16 protein-coding genes, 1 tRNA gene and 3 pseudogenes are annotated in these 18,818 nt (G+C 58.5%); 14 read left to right on the top strand and 6 right to left on the bottom strand.

Annotated elements, in window-relative coordinates; all coding sequences use genetic code 11:
* Positions 1-11: 11 nt before the first annotated feature.
* Positions 12-761 carry a Nif3-like dinuclear metal center hexameric protein gene (locus tag PHO31112_RS14810; protein ID WP_150621204.1) on the top strand — a complete coding sequence of 250 codons (750 nt, stop codon included), beginning with the start codon at positions 12-14 and terminating at the stop codon, positions 759-761.
* A gap of 46 nt (positions 762-807) precedes the next feature.
* Here PHO31112_RS14810 and mscL read toward each other — a convergent pair whose 3' ends face one another.
* On the bottom strand, positions 808-1,254 hold the full coding sequence (mscL, locus tag PHO31112_RS14805) for a large conductance mechanosensitive channel protein MscL (RefSeq protein WP_150621203.1): 447 nt from the start codon (positions 1,252-1,254) through the stop codon (positions 808-810).
* A 417-nt stretch (positions 1,255-1,671) separates the two neighbouring features.
* On the opposite strand from mscL, the gene petA reads away from it, so the two are divergent.
* The 7 genes and pseudogenes from petA (at position 1,672) to PHO31112_RS14775 (ending at position 5,857) form a co-directional block, all read left to right on the top strand.
* Complete coding sequence (petA, locus tag PHO31112_RS14800; protein ID WP_150621202.1) at positions 1,672-2,286, top strand: ubiquinol-cytochrome c reductase iron-sulfur subunit; 615 nt, start codon at positions 1,672-1,674, stop codon at positions 2,284-2,286.
* Positions 2,287-2,435: 149 nt separating this feature from the next.
* Positions 2,436-3,530, top strand: a pseudogene (locus tag PHO31112_RS14795) (cytochrome b); the annotation flags it as partial.
* Positions 3,470-3,709, top strand: coding sequence for a Bbp19 family protein (locus tag PHO31112_RS28325; protein ID WP_484555861.1), 240 nt, complete (start codon positions 3,470-3,472; stop codon positions 3,707-3,709). The pseudogene PHO31112_RS14795 and the gene PHO31112_RS28325, both read left to right, overlap by 61 nt.
* Entirely contained in the window at positions 3,706-4,425 is a 720-nt protein-coding gene (locus tag PHO31112_RS14790) for a cytochrome c1 (RefSeq protein ID WP_150621201.1), read from the top strand. The genes PHO31112_RS28325 and PHO31112_RS14790 overlap by 4 nt, the downstream gene beginning before the upstream one ends.
* Positions 4,426-4,508: 83 nt before the next feature.
* A complete protein-coding gene (locus PHO31112_RS14785; RefSeq protein ID WP_010808196.1) occupies positions 4,509-5,120 on the top strand; it encodes a glutathione S-transferase N-terminal domain-containing protein in 612 nt (203 codons plus the stop codon).
* 76 nt (positions 5,121-5,196) lie between these two features.
* Complete coding sequence (locus PHO31112_RS14780) at positions 5,197-5,658, top strand: ClpXP protease specificity-enhancing factor (RefSeq protein WP_150621200.1); 462 nt, start codon at positions 5,197-5,199, stop codon at positions 5,656-5,658.
* 123 nt (positions 5,659-5,781) lie between these two features.
* Positions 5,782-5,857, top strand: a tRNA-Thr gene (locus PHO31112_RS14775).
* A gap of 291 nt (positions 5,858-6,148) precedes the next feature.
* Here the strand turns inward: PHO31112_RS14775 and PHO31112_RS14770 are convergent.
* Positions 6,149-6,925, bottom strand: a complete 777-nt coding sequence (locus PHO31112_RS14770; protein WP_150621199.1) for a 3-hydroxybutyrate dehydrogenase — start codon at positions 6,923-6,925, stop codon at positions 6,149-6,151.
* A 47-nt stretch (positions 6,926-6,972) separates the two neighbouring features.
* Entirely contained in the window at positions 6,973-8,373 is a 1,401-nt protein-coding gene (locus PHO31112_RS14765) for a GntP family permease (RefSeq protein WP_150621198.1), read from the bottom strand.
* A 419-nt stretch (positions 8,374-8,792) separates the two neighbouring features.
* Between PHO31112_RS14765 and PHO31112_RS14760 the strand changes: the two genes are divergently transcribed.
* The 5 genes and pseudogenes from PHO31112_RS14760 (at position 8,793) to PHO31112_RS14745 (ending at position 14,196) form a co-directional block, all read left to right on the top strand.
* Positions 8,793-10,223 (top strand): sigma-54 interaction domain-containing protein, encoded by a 1,431-nt coding sequence (locus PHO31112_RS14760; RefSeq protein ID WP_425495204.1) that lies wholly within the window; start codon positions 8,793-8,795, stop codon positions 10,221-10,223.
* Between the two features lie 191 nt (positions 10,224-10,414).
* A complete protein-coding gene (locus PHO31112_RS14755; protein WP_246178223.1) occupies positions 10,415-11,341 on the top strand; it encodes an AraC family transcriptional regulator in 927 nt (308 codons plus the stop codon).
* 338 nt (positions 11,342-11,679) lie between these two features.
* Positions 11,680-13,041: a DUF1254 domain-containing protein gene (locus PHO31112_RS14750; RefSeq protein WP_246178221.1), complete on the top strand. Its 1,362-nt coding sequence runs from the start codon at positions 11,680-11,682 to the stop codon at positions 13,039-13,041.
* A gap of 165 nt (positions 13,042-13,206) precedes the next feature.
* The gene (locus tag PHO31112_RS27160; RefSeq protein ID WP_174995724.1) at positions 13,207-13,365 is read left to right on the top strand and encodes a hypothetical protein; all 159 of its coding nucleotides are present in this window, start codon (positions 13,207-13,209) and stop codon (positions 13,363-13,365) included.
* Positions 13,366-13,442: 77 nt separating this feature from the next.
* Positions 13,443-14,196 (top strand): annotated as a pseudogene (locus PHO31112_RS14745) (integrase core domain-containing protein).
* A 34-nt stretch (positions 14,197-14,230) separates the two neighbouring features.
* On the opposite strand, the gene PHO31112_RS14740 reads toward PHO31112_RS14745, so the two are convergent.
* Complete coding sequence (locus PHO31112_RS14740) at positions 14,231-15,019, bottom strand: alpha/beta fold hydrolase (protein ID WP_150621194.1); 789 nt, start codon at positions 15,017-15,019, stop codon at positions 14,231-14,233.
* A gap of 219 nt (positions 15,020-15,238) precedes the next feature.
* Here PHO31112_RS14740 and PHO31112_RS14735 point away from each other — a divergent pair.
* Positions 15,239-15,812, top strand: a pseudogene (locus PHO31112_RS14735) (helix-turn-helix domain-containing protein).
* 128 nt (positions 15,813-15,940) lie between these two features.
* Here PHO31112_RS14735 and yiaY read toward each other — a convergent pair.
* Together yiaY and exaC are read right to left on the bottom strand one after the other, a co-directional pair.
* Complete coding sequence (yiaY, locus tag PHO31112_RS14730) at positions 15,941-17,089, bottom strand: L-threonine dehydrogenase (RefSeq protein WP_150621193.1); 1,149 nt, start codon at positions 17,087-17,089, stop codon at positions 15,941-15,943.
* A 172-nt stretch (positions 17,090-17,261) separates the two neighbouring features.
* On the bottom strand, positions 17,262-18,782 hold the full coding sequence (exaC, locus tag PHO31112_RS14725; RefSeq protein WP_150621192.1) for an acetaldehyde dehydrogenase ExaC: 1,521 nt from the start codon (positions 18,780-18,782) through the stop codon (positions 17,262-17,264).
* Positions 18,783-18,818: the final 36 nt, after the last annotated feature.

Below are 18,818 nucleotides of genomic sequence, written 5' to 3'. Positions count from 1 at the left end.
CGGAACCTTATATGAATCGTGTTGAACTCGAATTGTATCTGAACGATACCCTGCAAATCGCGCAATTTCGCGATTACTGCCCGAACGGCCTACAGGTCGAAGGGCGCAGCGACATCCGGAAAATCGCCAGTGGCGTGACCGCGAGCCTGGCCTTTCTCGAGGCTGCCCGCGACTGGGGAGCCGATGCCGTTCTCGTCCACCACGGCTATTTCTGGAAGAACGAAGATGCCCGGATTACCGGGATGAAGCGCCGTCGTCTGGGGGTGTTGATCGGTTATGACATCAACCTGTTCGCTTACCACCTGCCGCTCGATGCGCATCCCGAGCTGGGGAATAACGCACAACTGGGCAAATTGTTCGGTTTTGCCGACGATGGCGGGCGTTTCGGTCCGGATGAGCTCGGTTGGCTCGGTGCCCCGGCGCAGCCGACGACACTGGCGGCGCTTGCGGCGCACGTCGAGGCCCGGCTGGGGCGCGTGCCCCTGATGCTGGGCGATCCCAACCGGGAAGTGCGCCGAGTGGCGTGGTGCACCGGTGGGGCGCAGGGCTTCTTCGAGGCGGCGATTGCGGCCGGGGCCGATGTTTACATTAGCGGCGAAGTGTCGGAACCGACTCAGCACCTCGCGCTCGAAAGCGGGGTGGGATACCTGGCGGCGGGGCATCATGCGACGGAACGCGGCGGCGCGAAGGCCGTTGGCGAGCACATCGCGGCGCGCTTCGGGCTCGAGCATCGATTCTTCGATATGCCGAACCCGGCCTGACCTGAACAAGCGCCGGTAGGGGCGGCGCGTTGCCGCCCGGGCGATATTACCCGTTCTGTTTCTTCAGGCTGTCGCGGATTTCGCGCAACAGAACGATGTCTTCCGGGGTGGGGGCGGGTGCTGTCGGGGCTTCCGGTGCCGGGCGCTTGAGCCGGTTGACCTGTTTGACCATCAGAAAGATGATGAATGCCAGAATCAGGAAGTTGAGGGCAACGGTGATGAAGTTGCCGTAACCGAAGGCGGCCACACCGGCTTTGGTCAGGTCGGCGTAGGACGTCGGATTGCCTTTGAAGTCCGGCGGAATGGTGCCGAGCAGGATGAACTTGCTCGAGAAGTCGAGACCGCCGAAGATCGCGCCGACAATCGGCATGATCAGGTCTTTGACGACCGAATCGACGATCTTGCCAAAGGCACCGCCGATAATCACACCGACGGCCAGATCGATTACGTTGCCTTTGACGGCAAATTCCTTGAATTCCGACATGAAGCTCATGCCATTCCTCCGCTGTTTTGATGAGTGGCCGGGGGGAGCATCGCTGCGCCAGCCCTCACGAATTGGCATTGATTGACCGGTAACTCCATGCGGGCCGCAAGGCAGCGGCATCGGCAACGTCGAATAAATGTCACGCGATTGCCACAGGCCGCGCACGATGTCACCGGGACGAGACTGGGAAAATGATGACTAAATGTCGTGCACGCGTCAACGAAAGCGGCGATCATAGCGATTCTCGTGCAGCATCCCAGAAGCGAAACCCCGGGTGAGCGTTAGCCACCCGCAGGGTACGTTAATCCTTTGAAAATACGCGAAAACCACTAGGAGACTGGGGCGTTTTGCCGTTGTTTCAGGCATTTACGCTCGCGTATGATTTCAGGTTGACGGAAATACCAATTCAACCGTGTGGGGCTTGTGATGAGTGACAATCAAGAAAAGGCCGTCGACAGTAGCCGCCGGAATCTGTTGATTGCGACGTCCGTAGCTGGAGGTGTGGGCGGCGTTGCAACACTGGTTCCTTTCGTCAGTTCCCTCGAACCCTCGGAGCGCGCCAAGGCAGGTGGGGCGCCGGTCGAAGCCGACATCAGCAACCTCAAGCCCGGTGAGAAGATGACCGTGGCGTGGCGGGGTCTGCCTGTGTGGATCGTGCGTCGCACGCCGGAAGAGATGGCTTCGCTGTCCAAAGTGACGGCGGAGCTGGCTGATCCGGACTCCAAGGAAACGTTTTCTTACCCGATGCCCGACTATTGCAAGAACGCGTTCCGCGCGCGTGCCGAGCATAAAGATCTGCTCGTAGTCGTCGGCATCTGTACCCACCTCGGTTGTATCCCTTCCGGCCCCTATCAGGCGAATACCAACGCCGCGCTGGGCCACGATCCGGGCTTCCTGTGCCCGTGCCATGGTTCCACCTACGATATGTCGGGCCGTGTCTTCAAGAACAAGCCGGCGCCAAAGAATCTCGACGTTCCTCGTTTCATGTTCGTGAACGACACCAAGCTCGTGATCGGTAAAGACGAAAAAGGAGAAGCGTAATCATGGCCGCCGACAAACAGGTCGACACGACGGGCTTGCTGGGCTGGATCGATCGCCGCTTTCCGCTCAGCCAGCTCTGGAAGGAGCACGCGTCCGAGTATTACGCGCCCAAGAATTTCAACTTCTGGTATTTTTTCGGATCGCTGGCCATGCTGGTGCTGGTGATTCAGATCCTCACCGGTATTTTCCTGGTGATGAATTACAAACCCGACGCCAACCTCGCGTTCGCGTCGGTCGAGTACATCATGCGCGAAGTGCCGTGGGGCTGGCTCATTCGCTATATGCACTCGACGGGTGCCTCGATGTTCTTCGTCGTGGTGTATCTGCACATGTTCCGCGGGCTTTTGTACGGCTCGTATCGCAAACCGCGCGAACTGGTATGGGTGTTCGGCTGCCTGATATTCCTGTGCCTGATGGCCGAAGCGTTCATGGGCTATCTGCTTCCCTGGGGGCAGATGTCGTACTGGGGCGCGCAGGTGATCGTGAATCTGTTCTCGGCGATCCCGTTCATCGGTCCGGATCTGTCGCTGTGGATTCGCGGCGATTACGTCGTGTCGGACGCCACGCTGAACCGCTTCTTCGCGTTCCACGTGATCGCCGTCCCGCTGGTGCTTATCGGGCTGATCGTTGCGCACATCATTGCGCTGCATGAAGTCGGGTCGAACAACCCGGACGGCATCGAGATCAAGGACAAGAAGGACGCTAACGGCCGGCCGCTCGACGGCATTCCGTTCCATCCGTATTACACGGTGCACGACATCATGGGCGTGGGCGTGTTCCTGATGGTGTTCTCGGCGATCGTGTTTTTCGCGCCGACGATGGGCGGTTACTTCCTGGAAGCGAACAACTTCATCCCGTCCGATCCGCTGAAGACGCCCCCGCACATCGCGCCGGTGTGGTATTTCACGCCGTTCTACTCGATGTTGCGCGCTACGACCGATGACTTCAAGCACGTGCTCATGGTGCTGGCGGTGATCGTCACGGCCATCTGGTGGGTGAAGGGGAAGGCGGCGGCGACCACGAAGGTTGCGGCATCTGGCGGCGTGGTGTTGCTGCTGCTGGCGATGTACCTGATCGAAGCCAAGTTCTGGGGTGTGGTGGTGATGGGGGGCGCGGTGGTTACGCTGTTCTTCCTGCCGTGGCTGGACCATAGCCCTGTGAAGTCGATTCGGTATCGTCCGGGATTCCACAAAGTGCTGTTGGGTATTCTCGTCGTCGTTTTTGCTGTGCTGGGGTATCTGGGGATCCAGGAACCGACGCCCGTGAAGACCGCGATCTCGCAGGTCGGCGCGCTGTACTACTTCGGGTTCTTCTGGTTGATGCCGCTCTGGAGCAAACGGGGCACGTTCAAGCCGGTGCCGGAGCGCGTGACCTTCGCGGCGCACTGAGCGTACGCAAACGACGACTAGGGATATCAAGATGAGAAAACTGTTGCTTATCCTGGCGCTCCTGAGTGGTTTCACGGCGCCGGCTTTTGCTGAAGAGGGTGTGGCGCTCGACACGGCGCCCAACCGGATCGACGATCTCGCCTCGCTGCAGCGCGGCGCGAAGCTGTTCGTGAACTACTGTCTGAACTGCCACTCGGCGGCGTCGATGCGGTATTCGCGCCTGAAAGATCTGGGATTGTCGGACACGGAGATCAAGGACAATCTGCTCTTTACGACGGACAAGATTGGCGAGACGATGACCGTGGCCATGCGCACGGCCGATGCTAAAGAGTGGTTCGGTTCGGCGCCGCCAGATCTGTCAGTTGAGGCGCGGGCGCGGGGGACGGACTGGCTCTACACCTACTTGCGTACGTTCTATCGGGACGATGCCCGGCCGACGGGTTGGAACAATTTGGCGTTTCCGAATGTGGGCATGCCGAACCCGTTCTGGCAGTTGCAGGGACAGCGCGGCTTGAAGGGCGTAGAGGGTGCGGAGCATGGTCCGGCGCAGTACGTTCAGATCACGCAAGGGACGATGAAACCGGTGGAATTCGATTCTGCCGTGGCTGATCTGGTATCTTATCTGGATTGGATGTCAGAACCGGTGCAACGCACGCGCCGGCAGTTGGGTGTCTGGGTTTTGTTGTTCTTGGGACTCTTTACGGTACTTGCCTGGCGCCTGAATGCGGCCTATTGGAAGGACGTGAAGTAAAATAACGTCTGTACGACGGGGCCAGGGTTTGGGAAGCGTCGATTTCCCGCCCCGGCCCCGTTGGTTTTTAAGGAAGACGCGCTATGATGGTTTTGTACTCGGGCACTACGTGCCCCTTCTCCCAGCGTTGCCGGCTGGTTCTGTTCGAAAAAGGCATGGATTTTGAAATCCGTGACGTCGACCTGTTCAACAAGCCGGAAGACATTGCGGTGATGAACCCGTACGGTCAGGTGCCGATTCTTGTCGAGCGCGACCTGATTCTGTACGAATCGAACATCATCAATGAGTACATTGACGAGCGGTTCCCGCATCCGCAGTTGATGCCGGCCGATCCGGTGCAGCGTGCGCGTGCGCGCTTGTTCCTGTTCAATTTCGAGAAAGAGTTGTTTGTGCATGTCAGCTCGCTTGAAAACGAAAAGGGCAAAGCGGCTGAGAAGACGCACGAGAAGGCGCGAGGTGCGATTCGTGATCGTTTGACGCAGCTTGCGCCGATTTTCGTTAAGAACAAGTACATGCTGGGCGAAGAGTTCTCGATGCTCGACGTGGCGATCGCGCCGCTGCTGTGGCGTCTGGATCACTACGGCATTGAATTGTCGAAGAATGCTGCGCCGTTGATGAAGTATGCCGAGCGGATTTTCAGCCGTCCGGCGTACATTGAAGCGCTGACGCCGTCCGAAAAGGTCATGCGTCGCTAATGCGTTGAATTGCCTGCTGGCGAAGCTGGCTTGCCGAGGGTGGTGAGCGGGTTTCGCGGCGGGGTGAGTTGGTTATATGCCTGAAACGTCTACCAAGCCTTATCTACTGCGCGCGCTGTACGAGTGGTGTACCGACAACGGATACACACCGTATTTGGCCGTGCATGTCGATGCCAAGACGCGAGTTCCGCGCGAGTTTGTGAAAGATGGCGAGATTGTGCTGAACATCAGTTTCGACGCCACTAGCGGATTGCAGATGGGCAACGACTGGATTGAATTCAGCGCCCGCTTCGGGGGTATCTCACAGAAGGTGGAAGTGCAGGTACCGAACGTGCTGGCGATTTATGCCCGTGAGAATGGTCAGGGGATGGCATTCCCGGTCGACAAGCAGGCGTCTGCGGACGAAGGTACGGAGTTGGAAGCCGTGCCATCGGTGGTGCAGGAGCCGGGCGATGACGATCCGGAGCCACCGCGACCGGATGGCAACGCGCCAGCGGGTGGTAACGCCGGTCGCGCTCGCCTGAAGGTGGTGAAGTAATACGCGATAGCGGGTGAGTGGGGAGGTGCCTCCGAGCATTCCCCCAATTGCCCGCGTCCGCGGACGATTTTTCACCGTCAGGTAGCCGCAGTGGCCGATGAATCGGTTACAATACGCGACTTCGCCGGCTTAGCTCATCTGGTAGAGCAGTTGATTTGTAATCATCAGGTGGCGGGTTCGAGTCCTGCAGCCGGCACCATATACAGCAAGGGGTTACGTGATTTTCACGTAGCCCCTTGTGCATTCTGGGTGTTGAAAAGTATATTTTCAGTACAGCAAACTCTCAGAGCAGGTACATGGCGACCATCGTCAAGACGGCGTCCGGCACATGGAAGGCGGTCAACGTCACAAGCTAGATGAGAAGCATTTGATTATTGAGATTTACCAAATCAATGACAACCGAATCGCAGCTTATGCGTTATCTTTCACAAACGTTCTGACATCGACGGACCCAAGCTCGCCAGCAAGGGTCCGGACTACTGATTAAGCGTTACTGCGCGGTCCAGCCGCCGTCGACGGCCCACGTTGCGCCGCGCACCTCGGACGCCATCGGCGAGCAGAGCATCAGAGCCACATTTCCCAAGGCTTCGGGTGTCACGAACTCCCCCGACGGCTGCTTTTCTCCCAGCAAGCGAGCGCGCGCGTCGTCGGCAGACAAGTTCTCGCGCATGGCCAGATCGTCGATCTGCTTCTGCACCAACGGTGTCAGCACAAAGCCCGGGCAAATGGCGTTGCACGTCACACCGGTCTTCGCAGTTTCCAGTGCCGTGACCTTCGTCAGTCCCACCAGCCCGTGCTTGGCCGCCACGTAGGCCGATTTGTTCGCGGAGCCGACCAGACCATGCACCGACGCGATGTTGATAATCCGCCCCCAGTTCCGCTCACGCATGCCTGGAAGGGCGAGGCGCGTCGTATGGAAGGCCGAGCTGAGGTTGATGGCAATGATGTCGTCCCATTTGTCCGGATCGAAGGTTGCGATGGGGGAGACATGCTGAATGCCGGCATTGTTGACGAGAATGTCAACGCCGCCGAAGCGCGCTTGCGCGGCCGAAAACATCGCTTCGATCTCATGAGCGCTGCGCATGTCCGCTGCATGGTGGATGACTTGCGCGCCAATCGATTCGATGGCCGAGACGGCAGCATCTGCATCGCCAAAGCCGTTGAGCACGAGGTTTGCGCCCGCGTGTGCGAGCATCTGAGCGATGCCCAAGCCGATGCCACTGGTCGAGCCGGTGACAAGCGCGGTTTTTCCCTTGAGAGTCGTCATGGTGTCGCCAGAAGAATGCGTGAGGATCGAGTGCGTGCCTGTCATGTTCAAACCAGGCCCGTCACGTAGTAGAGCGCGATGACGAAGAACACGGCCATCGTCTTGATGACGGTCACGGCGAAGATGTCCCGATACGATTCGCGGTGCGTCAAGCCCGTGACGGCGAGCAGCGTGATGACGGCGCCGTTGTGCGGCAGTGTGTCCATGCCGCCGCTGGCCATCGCAACGACGCGATGCAGTACCTCGAGCGGAATGTGCATCTCCTGCGCGGCCTTGATGAAGGTATCAGACATGGCGGCAAGCGCAATGCTCATACCGCCCGACGCCGAGCCCGTAATGCCTGCAAGTGTCGAGACCGACACAGCCGCGTTGACGAGCGGATTGGGAATGCTCTTCAGGGCGTCTGCCACCACCAGAAAGCCCGGCAGCGCAGCGATGACGCCGCCGAAACCGTACTCGGAAGCTGTGTTGAGCGTGGCGAGCAACGCCCCGGAAACGGCGACCTTGGTGCCATTCGCGAATCGGTCGCGGACTTTGCTGAATGCCGCAATCAGCACCAGCAGGATACCGGTGAGCAACGCACCTTCCACGGCCCAGATGGCGACCACGCTGTTGATCGAGACCGACAACGGCGCATGAAGGCCGGGAAGAAGGTCGGGGGTCACATCGAAGCGATCACCATACCAATGCGGAATGGCTTTCGTGAGCGCATAGTTGACCACGCCGACGAGGATCAACGGGGCAATGGCGAGGAAAGGATTCGGCAAATTGTCCGAATTCACGCGCTCGGGTTCGTTGAGCAACGAAGTGCCATAGCCTTCTCCGTTGGCCGCGGCAACCCGGCGACGCCACTCGAGATAGGTCAGCCCGACCACGATGATGAAGAGCGCGCCGGCAATGCCGAGCACCGGTGCCGCCCACGCCGTGGTCTTGAAGAACGTGGTGGGGATGATGTTCTGGATTTGCGGCGTCCCCGGGAGCGAATCCATCGTGAAGCTGAAAGCCCCCAACGCAATGGCGCCGGGCATCAGCCGTTTCGGAATATTGCTCTGCCGGTAGAGTTCTGCCGCGAACGGATAGACCGCGAACACAACGACGAACAACGAAACGCCGCCGTAGGTGAGCAGCGCACACACCGCGACGATGACGGCATTGGCCCGTGTGCGTCCGATGTACTTGATCGCTGCCGCGACGATGGACTCGGAGAAGCCGGATAGCTCGATGACCTTGCCGAACACGGCGCCGAGCAGGAAGACGGGCAGGTAGAGTTTGACGAAGCCGACCAGCTTCTCCATGAAGATGCCGGAAAAAACGGGGGCGACGGCTTCGGGGCTGGTCAGCAGGATAGCGCCCAGCGCAGCAATGGGGGCAAAGAGAATCACGCTATAGCCGCGATACGCGACCAACATCAGAAACGCCAATGCGGCGAGCACGATGAGAAACGACATCTTGTCTCCAGTATGTTTGCCTGCGCTTTGTTGTGCAGGTTGATGTTCTTACGACCGGCTGCCCATACGCAAAAAGTATGCCGAGACGGCTTAAGTCGTTGATCGGGAAGGACTCCGACATGGATTGCGGGCTTTACGCGGTCGGTCGGCCAAGGGGAAGCCACAGTATGGCGGCGAAATGTCTCAATTTTGAGACGGTGGTGCGGGTGTCACCCCTGCAATGGGGCGAATCATCGGAGAATATTCGCTGAGATAGATATTTTCGCTGATGGAGTGCGTGTCTCTATTCGTGGAATAATCGTCTCGAAATGGAGACTGGCGGCAATTTCAATATGTACGAAGACGAAAAACCGGACCCGATTGCGTTGGGCGAACAACGTGGGTTGCTCTCCGACTATGCATTTGTTCGCAAGCAGGCGATGCAATCGCTGTTCGAGACGCTCGACACTTCCAGTGAAGGCACCGTTGTCGTGGATAGCGATGCGCGAATTGTCTGGATCAACCGGAGCTACGCGGAGCGATTCGGATTCACCAATCCGGAAGCCGTGATCGGGCTCGATTGCGAAGTCGTGATCCCGAACAGCCTGATGCGCGAGGTCGTCACGACCGGCAGACCGATCCTGCTCGATATTCTTGAGACGGGACAGGAGCCTCTGGTGGTCACCCGGTTGCCGATCAAGGATTCGCATGGCAAGACGGTGGGCGCAGTGGGGTTCGCGTTGTTCGATGAGTTGAAGGTGCTGACCCCTATGTTCAGCACGTACTCGCGACTACAGTCGGAACTCCTCGCGACCCGTCAGTCGCTCGCACAGGCGAGGCGGGCAAAATACAGTTTTTCGAGTTTCGTCGGCACCAGCGCGGCAAGTCTGGAGACGAAGCGCCTCGGGCGCCGCGCCGCACAGCTCGACTCGCCGGTGTTGCTGCTCGGTGAAACGGGCACCGGAAAGGAGTTGCTGGCGCACGCGATTCATGGCGCGTCTCCACGGGCCGACAAGCCGCTCGTCAGCGTTAATGTCGCCGCCATTCCCGACGCTTTGCTCGAAGTCGAATTCTTCGGCGCCGCAGCCGGTGCGTACACTGGCGCAGACCGGAAAGGCCGAACCGGCAAGTTCGAGTTGGCACAGGGCGGAACGCTCTTCCTCGATGAAATCGGCGACATGCCGCTGCCGCTGCAAGGCAAGCTGCTACGTGCCTTGCAGGAGCGGGAGTTCGAGCCGATCGGCTCGAACCGCGTGGTGCAGACGGATGTGCGCATCATCGCCGCCACCTCGGCGGATTTACCGGCGCTCGTTGCGCAGGGGCGATTCCGCGCGGATCTGTACTATCGGCTCAACGTACTGATGATTCGGGTGCCACCGTTGCGCGACCGTCCGTCGGACATCGAAGCCATGTCCTACGCCATTCTGGACAGGCTGAGTTCGCAGCGCGACGCAGGTCATCTGGAACTGGACGAGGGGGCCATCAAGCGACTCATGGCCTACCACTGGCCGGGCAATGTGCGAGAGCTTCAAAATACACTTGAGCGTGTCGCGTTGCTCTCCGAGAGCGAGCGCATCGACGCGCTCGCGCTGGCGCGTTTCATTGACGATGGGCGCGGTTCGACGAGCGAAGCCGGTGCGCAGAATGTCGCCAAGGTGGCCGATGTGACCGAGGCGATGCCGACGGAACCGGTGGTGGAGTGGAAACGATACGATGACGCAATGAAGGCGTTCGAGCGGCAATTCCTCACCGAGTCTCTGCGCGCCGCCGGCGGACGGGTGTCCGAGGCGGCTGCCCGGTTGGGCATGGGACGGGCGACGTTGTACAAGAAGATGACATTGCTCGGCATTGACCTGCTTGCCCCCGAATAGTCCTGCGGCGGTGTAGCGTCATTAGCCTTCTCAGTCGTGCATAATCTGTCACCAGGTACATAGGTTACCTAATTGTTTGCACTTGCGTTTTCGCGCATGCAAACGATCTCCATCCGTGCTGCCTCTGGGAATTGGTGTAAGCATCTATGTCGAATGCCGTGCCATCAATCAGGCTCAGAAGCTTTCTGCAAATGGCGCCCTATCTCGCCATGCGAGGGGTGTCGTCGCTGGAGTTCCTCCGGCGGCTTGGTATTTCGTCGGATTTCTTTCAAAACCCCGATATCTGGTTGCCACAGACGGCCTGCTTTCGTATCGGCAATGAAATGGCGGATATTACACAGGATCCGTTCGGCGGCGCGTATGTAGGATTCCTGACAGAAATACGCTCACTCGGCGCATGGGGGGAATCGATATTGGGTTCGGAGAACATAGCTCAGGCTTGTGCGCTGGCTGCATCCAATTCGGTCTTACTGCATCAGGCGGGCAAAGTAAAAATCGTCACCGAAGGCCGTACGACGAAACTGATTCACCAGTTCACGGGGCCATGCGAAGCCGATCCGAGGCATTTCATCCTGGGTAGTCTTGCCGTGCTCAGGAAAATTCCTCTCATGTCCGGTGAGCCTTCCGCCATACGCGTACACATCAAAATGCCAAGAGCGAGAGGGGACGATGTCCTTGAAGAATGCCTGGGTCAGAACCTCGAAACGGGCGCGGAGTACAACATGATCGAGTTCGACCGCGATTTGCTCGACAGTCCCCTGCAACATACTCGGGATAACGCGTGGAAAACCACAGAAGCCATCAGATCGACGCTGCAAACGGCAAACACGCTCATTACGCGGATATCGGATCGGGATCAATCAAAACTTGCCACTATTTCAAGAAGCGTTGGGCTGTCTCCCCGAACTCTGCAACGCCGTCTCAATTATTGCGGTGTTGACTTCGATGCCTTACGTGACGAGACACGTCGACTTGAGGCGCTCCAGCTAATTTCCAGCGGTAATTATTCCGCGACCGAAATTGCGTATATGGTCGGCTATAGCGATCAAGCACACTTTACTCGCGCCTTCAAACGCTGGACGGGGAGCATCCCGTCGCGCTATCGCTTTACCTCATAAATGGCAGGGCCCACCCAATGACGTCTCTCTGTCAATGAAGGCTAGAGGCCGTACGTCTTCGTTTTTGGCGCCAAATGGCAAGTCTCCATCGGGTCGTTCTTATATAGTCTGCAAGAACAGTTCCGAGGCCAACTAGCTGTGCGGCGTGCGATGCGTGCGCCATCCGATTATTTTTCTTATACATATAGGAATGCGAACTAACTGCTTGACTGTCGGCGCGACGGCATGCTTCTGATCCCGCCCGTGCGTCAGGTGGTTCACAACCCAGGGGTACGCGTATGAAGATTACTCGTCGTTCTGTATTGTTAGGTGGATTGGGCCTGGCCGCTGGCTCCGCAATGACCCGTTCGGCGCTCGCCGCGCAGGGGGCCCTTGACGCTTCGGGCGGCCGTTCCGAGGCTTCCCAGCTGGCGATCGACGCTTACGTCTTCGGATACCCGTTGGTGACGATGGAGATGACCCGGCGGATTATCTCCAATGTCTCCGAGATAGCAGGCTCGCGCGGACCGATGGGGCACATCATCAAGATGCGCAACTATCCTGACGCAGCGTTCAGGGACGTCACAGCGCCGAACGCCGACACGCTCTACACAAACGCCTTCTTCGACGTTGGCAGCGAACCCTGGGTGCTCAGCATCCCCGATATGAAGGGGCGCTATTTCCTGATGCCGATGCTCGATGGCTGGACAACGGTGTTCCAGGTTCCGGGTAAGCGCACGACGGGCACAGGCGCACAGACGTATGCGATCACCGGTCCGGGCTGGAAAGGAACGCTGCCCGACGGCGTGAAGGAATACAAGTCGTCTACTAATATCGTGTGGCTGCTTGGCCGCATCTATTGCACTGGAACACTGGAAGACTACGCTGAGGTCCACAGGCTGCAAGACGAGTTCAAGCTCGTTCCGCTCAGTGCCTATGGCAAGCCTTACACACCGCTGCCGGGCAAGGTCGACCCGTCAATCGACATGAAGACGGCGGTACGCGATCAGGTCAATCGTATGGATGCGGTGTCCTACTTCTCGCTGCTTTGCGAACTGATGAAGACGAACCCGCCGTCGGCTGCCGATGCGGCTCATATCGCGAGGTTCGCGCGCATCGGCATTGTCCCTGGCAAGCGCTTCGACGAGAGCAAGCTCAAAGGGGATTTCGTCAAGCGCGTGCCGGAGATCGGATTCAACAGGATCATGCAGCAGTACAAGACGCTCAAGAACGAGAACGGTTGGTCGTTCACGACCCGTACCGGCATCTACGGCACCGATTACCTGACGCGGGCTCTCATCACCGCTATCGGGCTGGGGGCAAACCGCCCGCAGGACGCGCTCTATCCGACCTCGAATCTGGACGTGAAGGGAAAAAAATACAACGGGTCGAACAAGTACGTCATGCATTTCCCCAAAGGCCGCTTGCCGCCCGTAGAGGGGTTCTGGTCGTTGACGATGTATGACGACGGCTACTTCTTCGTGAACAATACGCTCAACCGATATGCGATCAGTCCGCGCCAGAATCTGCGGGTCAACGCAGACGGCTCGACCGATCTCTACATCCAGAAGGATTCGCCTGGTAAGGATAAGGAGTCGAATTGGCTCCCGTCGCCTCCCGGGGACTTCATTCTGATGTTGAGAATGTACTGGCCGAGCGAGACGGACCCGTCCATCATCAATGGAACATGGACCATTCCTGCCGCCCGGATGGTTGGCTGAGGGAGGAGTGACCCGCCGGCGCGCTCGAGCCTGCTATAAATCCGGCGTGACCGTCGCGATGCCGAATCGCTTACCATCCTGCGCCGCTTCCAGAATTGGCGACTCGCAGATGCTGACGATGGGCATGTGGGGAAGCCGGACACGAACACTTGTCGCGCGGCCACGATGGCCTTCGCAATTCTGTCGATCTCCGTGTTCGACAGCCGCCCGAATGTGCCGGCCAGGTTCAGCACGCCCTGGTTGGCATGGGCTTCCACCGCATTGGGACTGGCAGCTTTGGCCGAGCTATGGGCGCTTCGGTTGATCGATGCTGTCGTCGATTGACCTCCCCCCGAAAAATCGTAGCATTCAAAGCTGTGGATTTCTGGCAAATTTGAAGCCCTGACAGGCAGGAGATTTGCATGAAGAAATCGAAGTTCACCGATGGGCAGATAGGTTTCGCGCTGAAGCAAGCCGCAGCGGGTACCACGGTGGCGGAAGTGTGCCGGAAGATGGATATTTCCGAAGCCACGTTCTACATATATGGACTGCCCTAGATAGCAAGTTGATGTTTTGATGAGCACGGGAGTCGATTGCGTACATATATCCGGCGTCATGGGTAAGCGCGAGCTGGCCAATTTCTTGATTCAAGCGTATCGGGTGAGCATCCGGTGGGCCACAGCGGTATTGCAGCTACGCCAGGCCACGCACTTCTATGTGCCGAGCCCAGGTGATGACCGCGCCGAGCATCGGCGCATCCGGGAGATTGCCGAAACTCGGATACGTTATGGCGTAGAGCGCATTCACGTTCTACTTCGACGCGAAGGCGGGGGATGTCGTGGCCACGATGTCTCATCGGAAAGCGCTGCGCGGTGCGCCGAAACGAATACAGGTCGATAACGGCAGCGAGTTCATCTCACATGCGCTGGATCACTGCGCGTATGAAAATGGCGTAATCTTGGACTTCTCCCGACCAGGCAAACCCACGGACAATCCGTTTATCGAATCATTTAATGGCAGTTTCCGGGATGAATGCCTGAACGTGCACTGGTTCTTGTCATTGGACGAGATTACAACGATTTCAGGCCGCATAGCTCGCTAGGCGCTCTGATCCCGCGCGAGTTCCGACTCGCACACCTTGACGCTGCAAATCTCCAGCCCAAGGTGCTCGGTTAATCGGGGGGAGGTCAATCGGAAAGATGGTGATCGGTCACTGAAGCAAGAACTCCGTGATCGCTTGTGCGACCTTTTCTGCCTGTTCGACTGGGCTGGCGTGTCCACCCGGAATTTTCACAAACCGCGCGTCGAGACATTGAGCGAGTGCCTTCCCCTCCTCAAGCGAAGCTATTCGATCTTCAGAAGCCGAAATGACGAGCGCGGACCCTTTCCATGGCTTGTTGATCATCTTGGCATCAAAAAGTTTTAGGGCGTCCAATTGGCGTTTCTGATCAGCCACTGACTGGGGAAAGGGATTGATTCTAAGCGCTTGCTTGAAATCGGCAATATTTTGCGGTTTTGCTAACCAGTCATTGCCAGAAAGCCAAGGAAGTGTCGCATCAATCAAAAGATCAAAGTCGACATTGGCCTTTCTCAGCGCCAACAGGCTTTCCAATGCTTTGAACGCAATGGTGTCAAACTTTTGTGATGAATTTAATATTACGCACCGATCGCCCACCTTTGGGAACTTAGCGAGTAATGATTGCACGATCGCTCCCCCCATGGACTGACCTATTACCGCAGGTTGCTGCAGCCCCAGGTGCTTGATCAGCGCGGCCGTATCAGCGGCCAGATCTTCGATCGAAAATGATTGACCGGCATCTTTCGTGCGGCCGATTCCTCGATTATCAAAGGTTATCACTTTGAAATGCCTTGCCAAATTAGGCACCATTCCTTGCCAGAATGTGTGATCGCAAGTGTAACCTGCGATCAGAACGATTGCTGGCCCTTTGCCATGAATTTCATAGTATATTTCCGCATCGTTGATCTGGGCAGTCGCCATAATATCTTTCCTCCATGCTGTAAATTTTTATGCTTTTGCTGATGAAAGGCGAGAATAATTTTAAAAAACAAGTAATGATTCGGCAACTCTGCAAAATTCACGTAAGTTAAATTTTTTCATAACTTACTCCATAATGCTCGAAATGCTTGACGGAGAAGCCCAGAGCCGCGAAGAGTTTTAAGGATGTCTAAAAGCGCGCAAGCACCAAGGAGTAACCCCATGGCTAGTGTTTCTCAGAACGTCATCAAACACAAGGTTGGCTTGCTGAACTTAGCGGCCGAGTTGGGCAACGCCTCTCGAGCCTGCAAGGTAATGGGCTTCTCGCGAGATACGTTCTATCGCTATCAATCGGCCGTGGAGGCTGGTGGTGTAGAGGCGTTGCTCGATGCCCGCCGCCCAATCTGCGTAACCGGGTCGAGGAAGCGACCGAAGCGGCGGTGGCGGCATTCTCATCGAATATTGCGGCAGGCCAGAGCAACACGACTACCCGCTTTACCTGGCCGTGAACGACATCGAGCACACGAAGACCTAGGCGAACCACCCGCAAACCAACGGGATCTGCGAACGGTTCCATAAAACGATTCTCAACGAGTTTTATCAGGTCGCCTTCCAGCGGAACATCTACCTGAACATTGAGGAGTTGCAGACCGATTTAGACGATTGGGCTGCACATCACAACACCGAGCGAACGCACCAAGGCAAGATGTGTTGCGGGCGCACACCGATGCGAACCCTCGGAGACGGAAAGGAGGCGTGGAACGATAAAATCACCACATTGAACAACTCAATTTGACCTGACAATCGCCTTCGTCAAATCGGGTAACCGTCAGATCAGATCGCGCTTACCACAATTCACCGCTCCACCCGGCACGTTGACGAGCCCGCCATAGGGCCGCGTCAACGAACCCATGCAACTCGCTCTCAGAACGCCCGGCGGAAGATCTCTTCGATCTCGGCTTGTTCTGCACGGCGCGGGTTGGTGAACCCGCAGGCGTCCTGCATCGCATTCGCGGCAAGCGTCGGGACGTCTTCGAGCTTCGCGCCGAGTTCGGTCAACCCGTTCGGAATCCCGATGTCCTTCGACAGCCGGCGGATCGCGGCAATCGCCACCTTTGCGCCTTCTTCGTCGCTCAGACCGTCCACCTTCTCACCCATCGCCTGCGCGATATCCTTCAACCGTCCCGCACTCACGCTCGCGTTGAACTCTTCCACATGCGGTAGCAGCACCGCGTTGCAGACGCCATGCGGCAAGTCGTAGAATCCGCCGAGTTGATGCGCCATCGCGTGCACGTACCCGAGGGATGCGTTGTTGAACGCCATCCCTGCGAGGAACTGTGCGTACGCCATGTTCTCGCGCGCCGTCATGTCGTCGCCATGCGATACCGCGCGACGCAGGTTCTGCGAAATCAGCGTGACCGCCTTCAACGCACAGGCATCGGTGATCGGCGTGGCCGCGGTCGACACATACGCTTCCGTCGCATGCGTTAGCGCATCCATCCCCGTCGCCGCCGTCAGCCCCTTGGGCATCGCCGCCATCAGCGCTGGATCATTGACCGACAGCAACGGCGTGACGTTACGGTCCACGATTGCCATCTTCACATGACGCTTTTCGTCCGTGATGATGCAGAACCGCGTCATCTCGCTCGCGGTGCCGGCCGTCGTATTGATCGTGACGAGCGGCAGTTGCGGCTTCTTCGAACGGTCGACGCCTTCGTAATCGGCAATCCGCCCGCCATTGGCAGCGCACAGCGCAATGCCTTTCGCACAGTCATGCGGCGACCCGCCGCCCAGCGAGATCACAAAATCGCACTGGCTCTGCTTGAGGATGGTAAGCCCGGCTTCCACGTTGCCGACCGTCGGGTTCGGCTTCGCGCCGTCGAATACCACGGATTGAATGTCCTGTTGCGCCAGCAGCTTCGCTACCTTGTCCGCAACACCCGCCTTGGCGAGTCCGGCGTCGGTCACGATCAGTGCACGGCGGAAATGGTACTGACGCAGGGCGCCAATCGCCTCGTCGAGGCTGCCGATGCCCATCATGTTGACGGCGGGGATAAAGAAGGTCGTGCTCATGGTCATGCTCCTTATTCGTTCTGTGAGGGGCACACCACGCGCGCCGGTTTCTCGACGCGAGCGCGCATGTGGTGTCCAGAATCATCGTTCGCAAGCACTGAAGACAGCATCGCACCTACGGCGCGATGCGTCTTTGATCTGCTGCAAACTCAGAGGCGACTAGAGTGAACGCTCAGAAGAATCCGAGCGGATTGATGTCGTAGCTCACCAGCAGATTCTTCGTCTGCTGATAGTGGTCGAGCATCATCTTGTGCGTCTCGCGACCGATACCGGACTTCTTGTACCCGCCGAACGCGGCATGCGCCGGATAGAGGTGATAGCAGTTGGTCCACACGCGTCCCGCCTGAATGCTGCGGCCCATGCGGTACGCGCGATTGATGTCGCGTGTCCACACCCCGGCGCCCAGACCGAACTCGGTGTCGTTGGCGATCGCCAGCGCTTCCGCCTCGTCGCGGAACGTGGTCACGCCGACTACCGGACCGAAGATCTCTTCCTGGAACACGCGCATGCGGTTGTCACCCTTGAGCAGGGTCGGCTGGATATAGAAGCCCGACGCCAGCGGGCCCTCCAGTATTTCGATGCCGCCGCCCGTCAGCACCTGTGCACCTTCCTTGCGGGCGAGATCGAGGTACGTGAGGATCTTGTCGAACTGCTGCTGCGACGCTTGCGCGCCGACGGCCGTTTCCGTGTCGAGCGGGTCGCCGCGCTTGATACGTGCGACCCGTGCCATCACGACTTCCATGAAGGGCTCGTAGATCGATTCCTGTACGAGCGCGCGCGACGGGCAGGTGCAGACCTCACCCTGATTCAGAAAGCCCAGCACGAGGCCTTCGGCGGCCTTCTCGATGAACTCCGGCTCGCCGCGCATGATGTCTTCGAAGAAGATGTTCGGCGACTTGCCACCCAACTCGACGGTGCTCGGAATCAGATTGGCGGCGGCCTTCGCCAGGATGTGCCCGCCCACGGGCGTCGATCCGGTGAAGGCGATCTTGGCGATGCGGCGGCTGGTCGCCAGGGCTTCGCCGGCTTCCTTGCCGAAACCCTGAACGATGTTCAGCACCCCCGGCGGCAGTAGATCGCCGACCAGTTCGGCGAACAGGGTGATCGAAAGGGGCGTTTGCTCGGCGGGTTTGAGCACCACGCAGTTGCCTGCGGCGAGCGCGGGGGCCAGCTTCCACGCGGCCATCAGCAGCGGGAAATTCCACGGAATGATCTGGCCGACGACGCCCAGCGGCTCATGGAAATGATAGGCGGCGGTGTGCTCGTCGATCTCCGCAGCCGTCCCTTCCTGCGCGCGGATGCACCCGGCGAAGTAGCGAAAGTGATCGATGGCCAGCGGAAGGTCGGCGGCGAGCGTCTCGCGCACCGGTTTGCCGTTGTCCCATGTCTCGGCGACGGCGAACCGCTCCAACTGCGCTTCGAGGCGGTCGGCGATTTGCAACAGAATGCGCGAGCGCGCCTGTACCGACGTCTTGCCCCACTTGGGCGCTGCGGCATGCGCCGCGTCGAGCGCAAGCTCGATATCTGCGCCGCTGGATCGCGGAAACTCGCCGATGATGCCGCCGGTGACGGGCGACGTGTTGACGAAATACCGTCCTTCCACGGGCGGGACGAACTTGCCGCCGATGTAGTTTTCGTACCGCGCTTGCAAAGACAGCAGGGCACCGGGCGTGCCGGGTGGGGCGTATCGCATGTTGTGTCTCCGGATATTGTCGTGTCGGCGGCGCTG

Source organism: Pandoraea horticolens (assembly GCF_902459555.1).
Taxonomy (GTDB): domain Bacteria; phylum Pseudomonadota; class Gammaproteobacteria; order Burkholderiales; family Burkholderiaceae; genus Pandoraea; species Pandoraea horticolens.
Note: the sequence above shows the minus strand (reverse complement) of the source record. Positions and strands in the feature narration are given on the sequence as shown.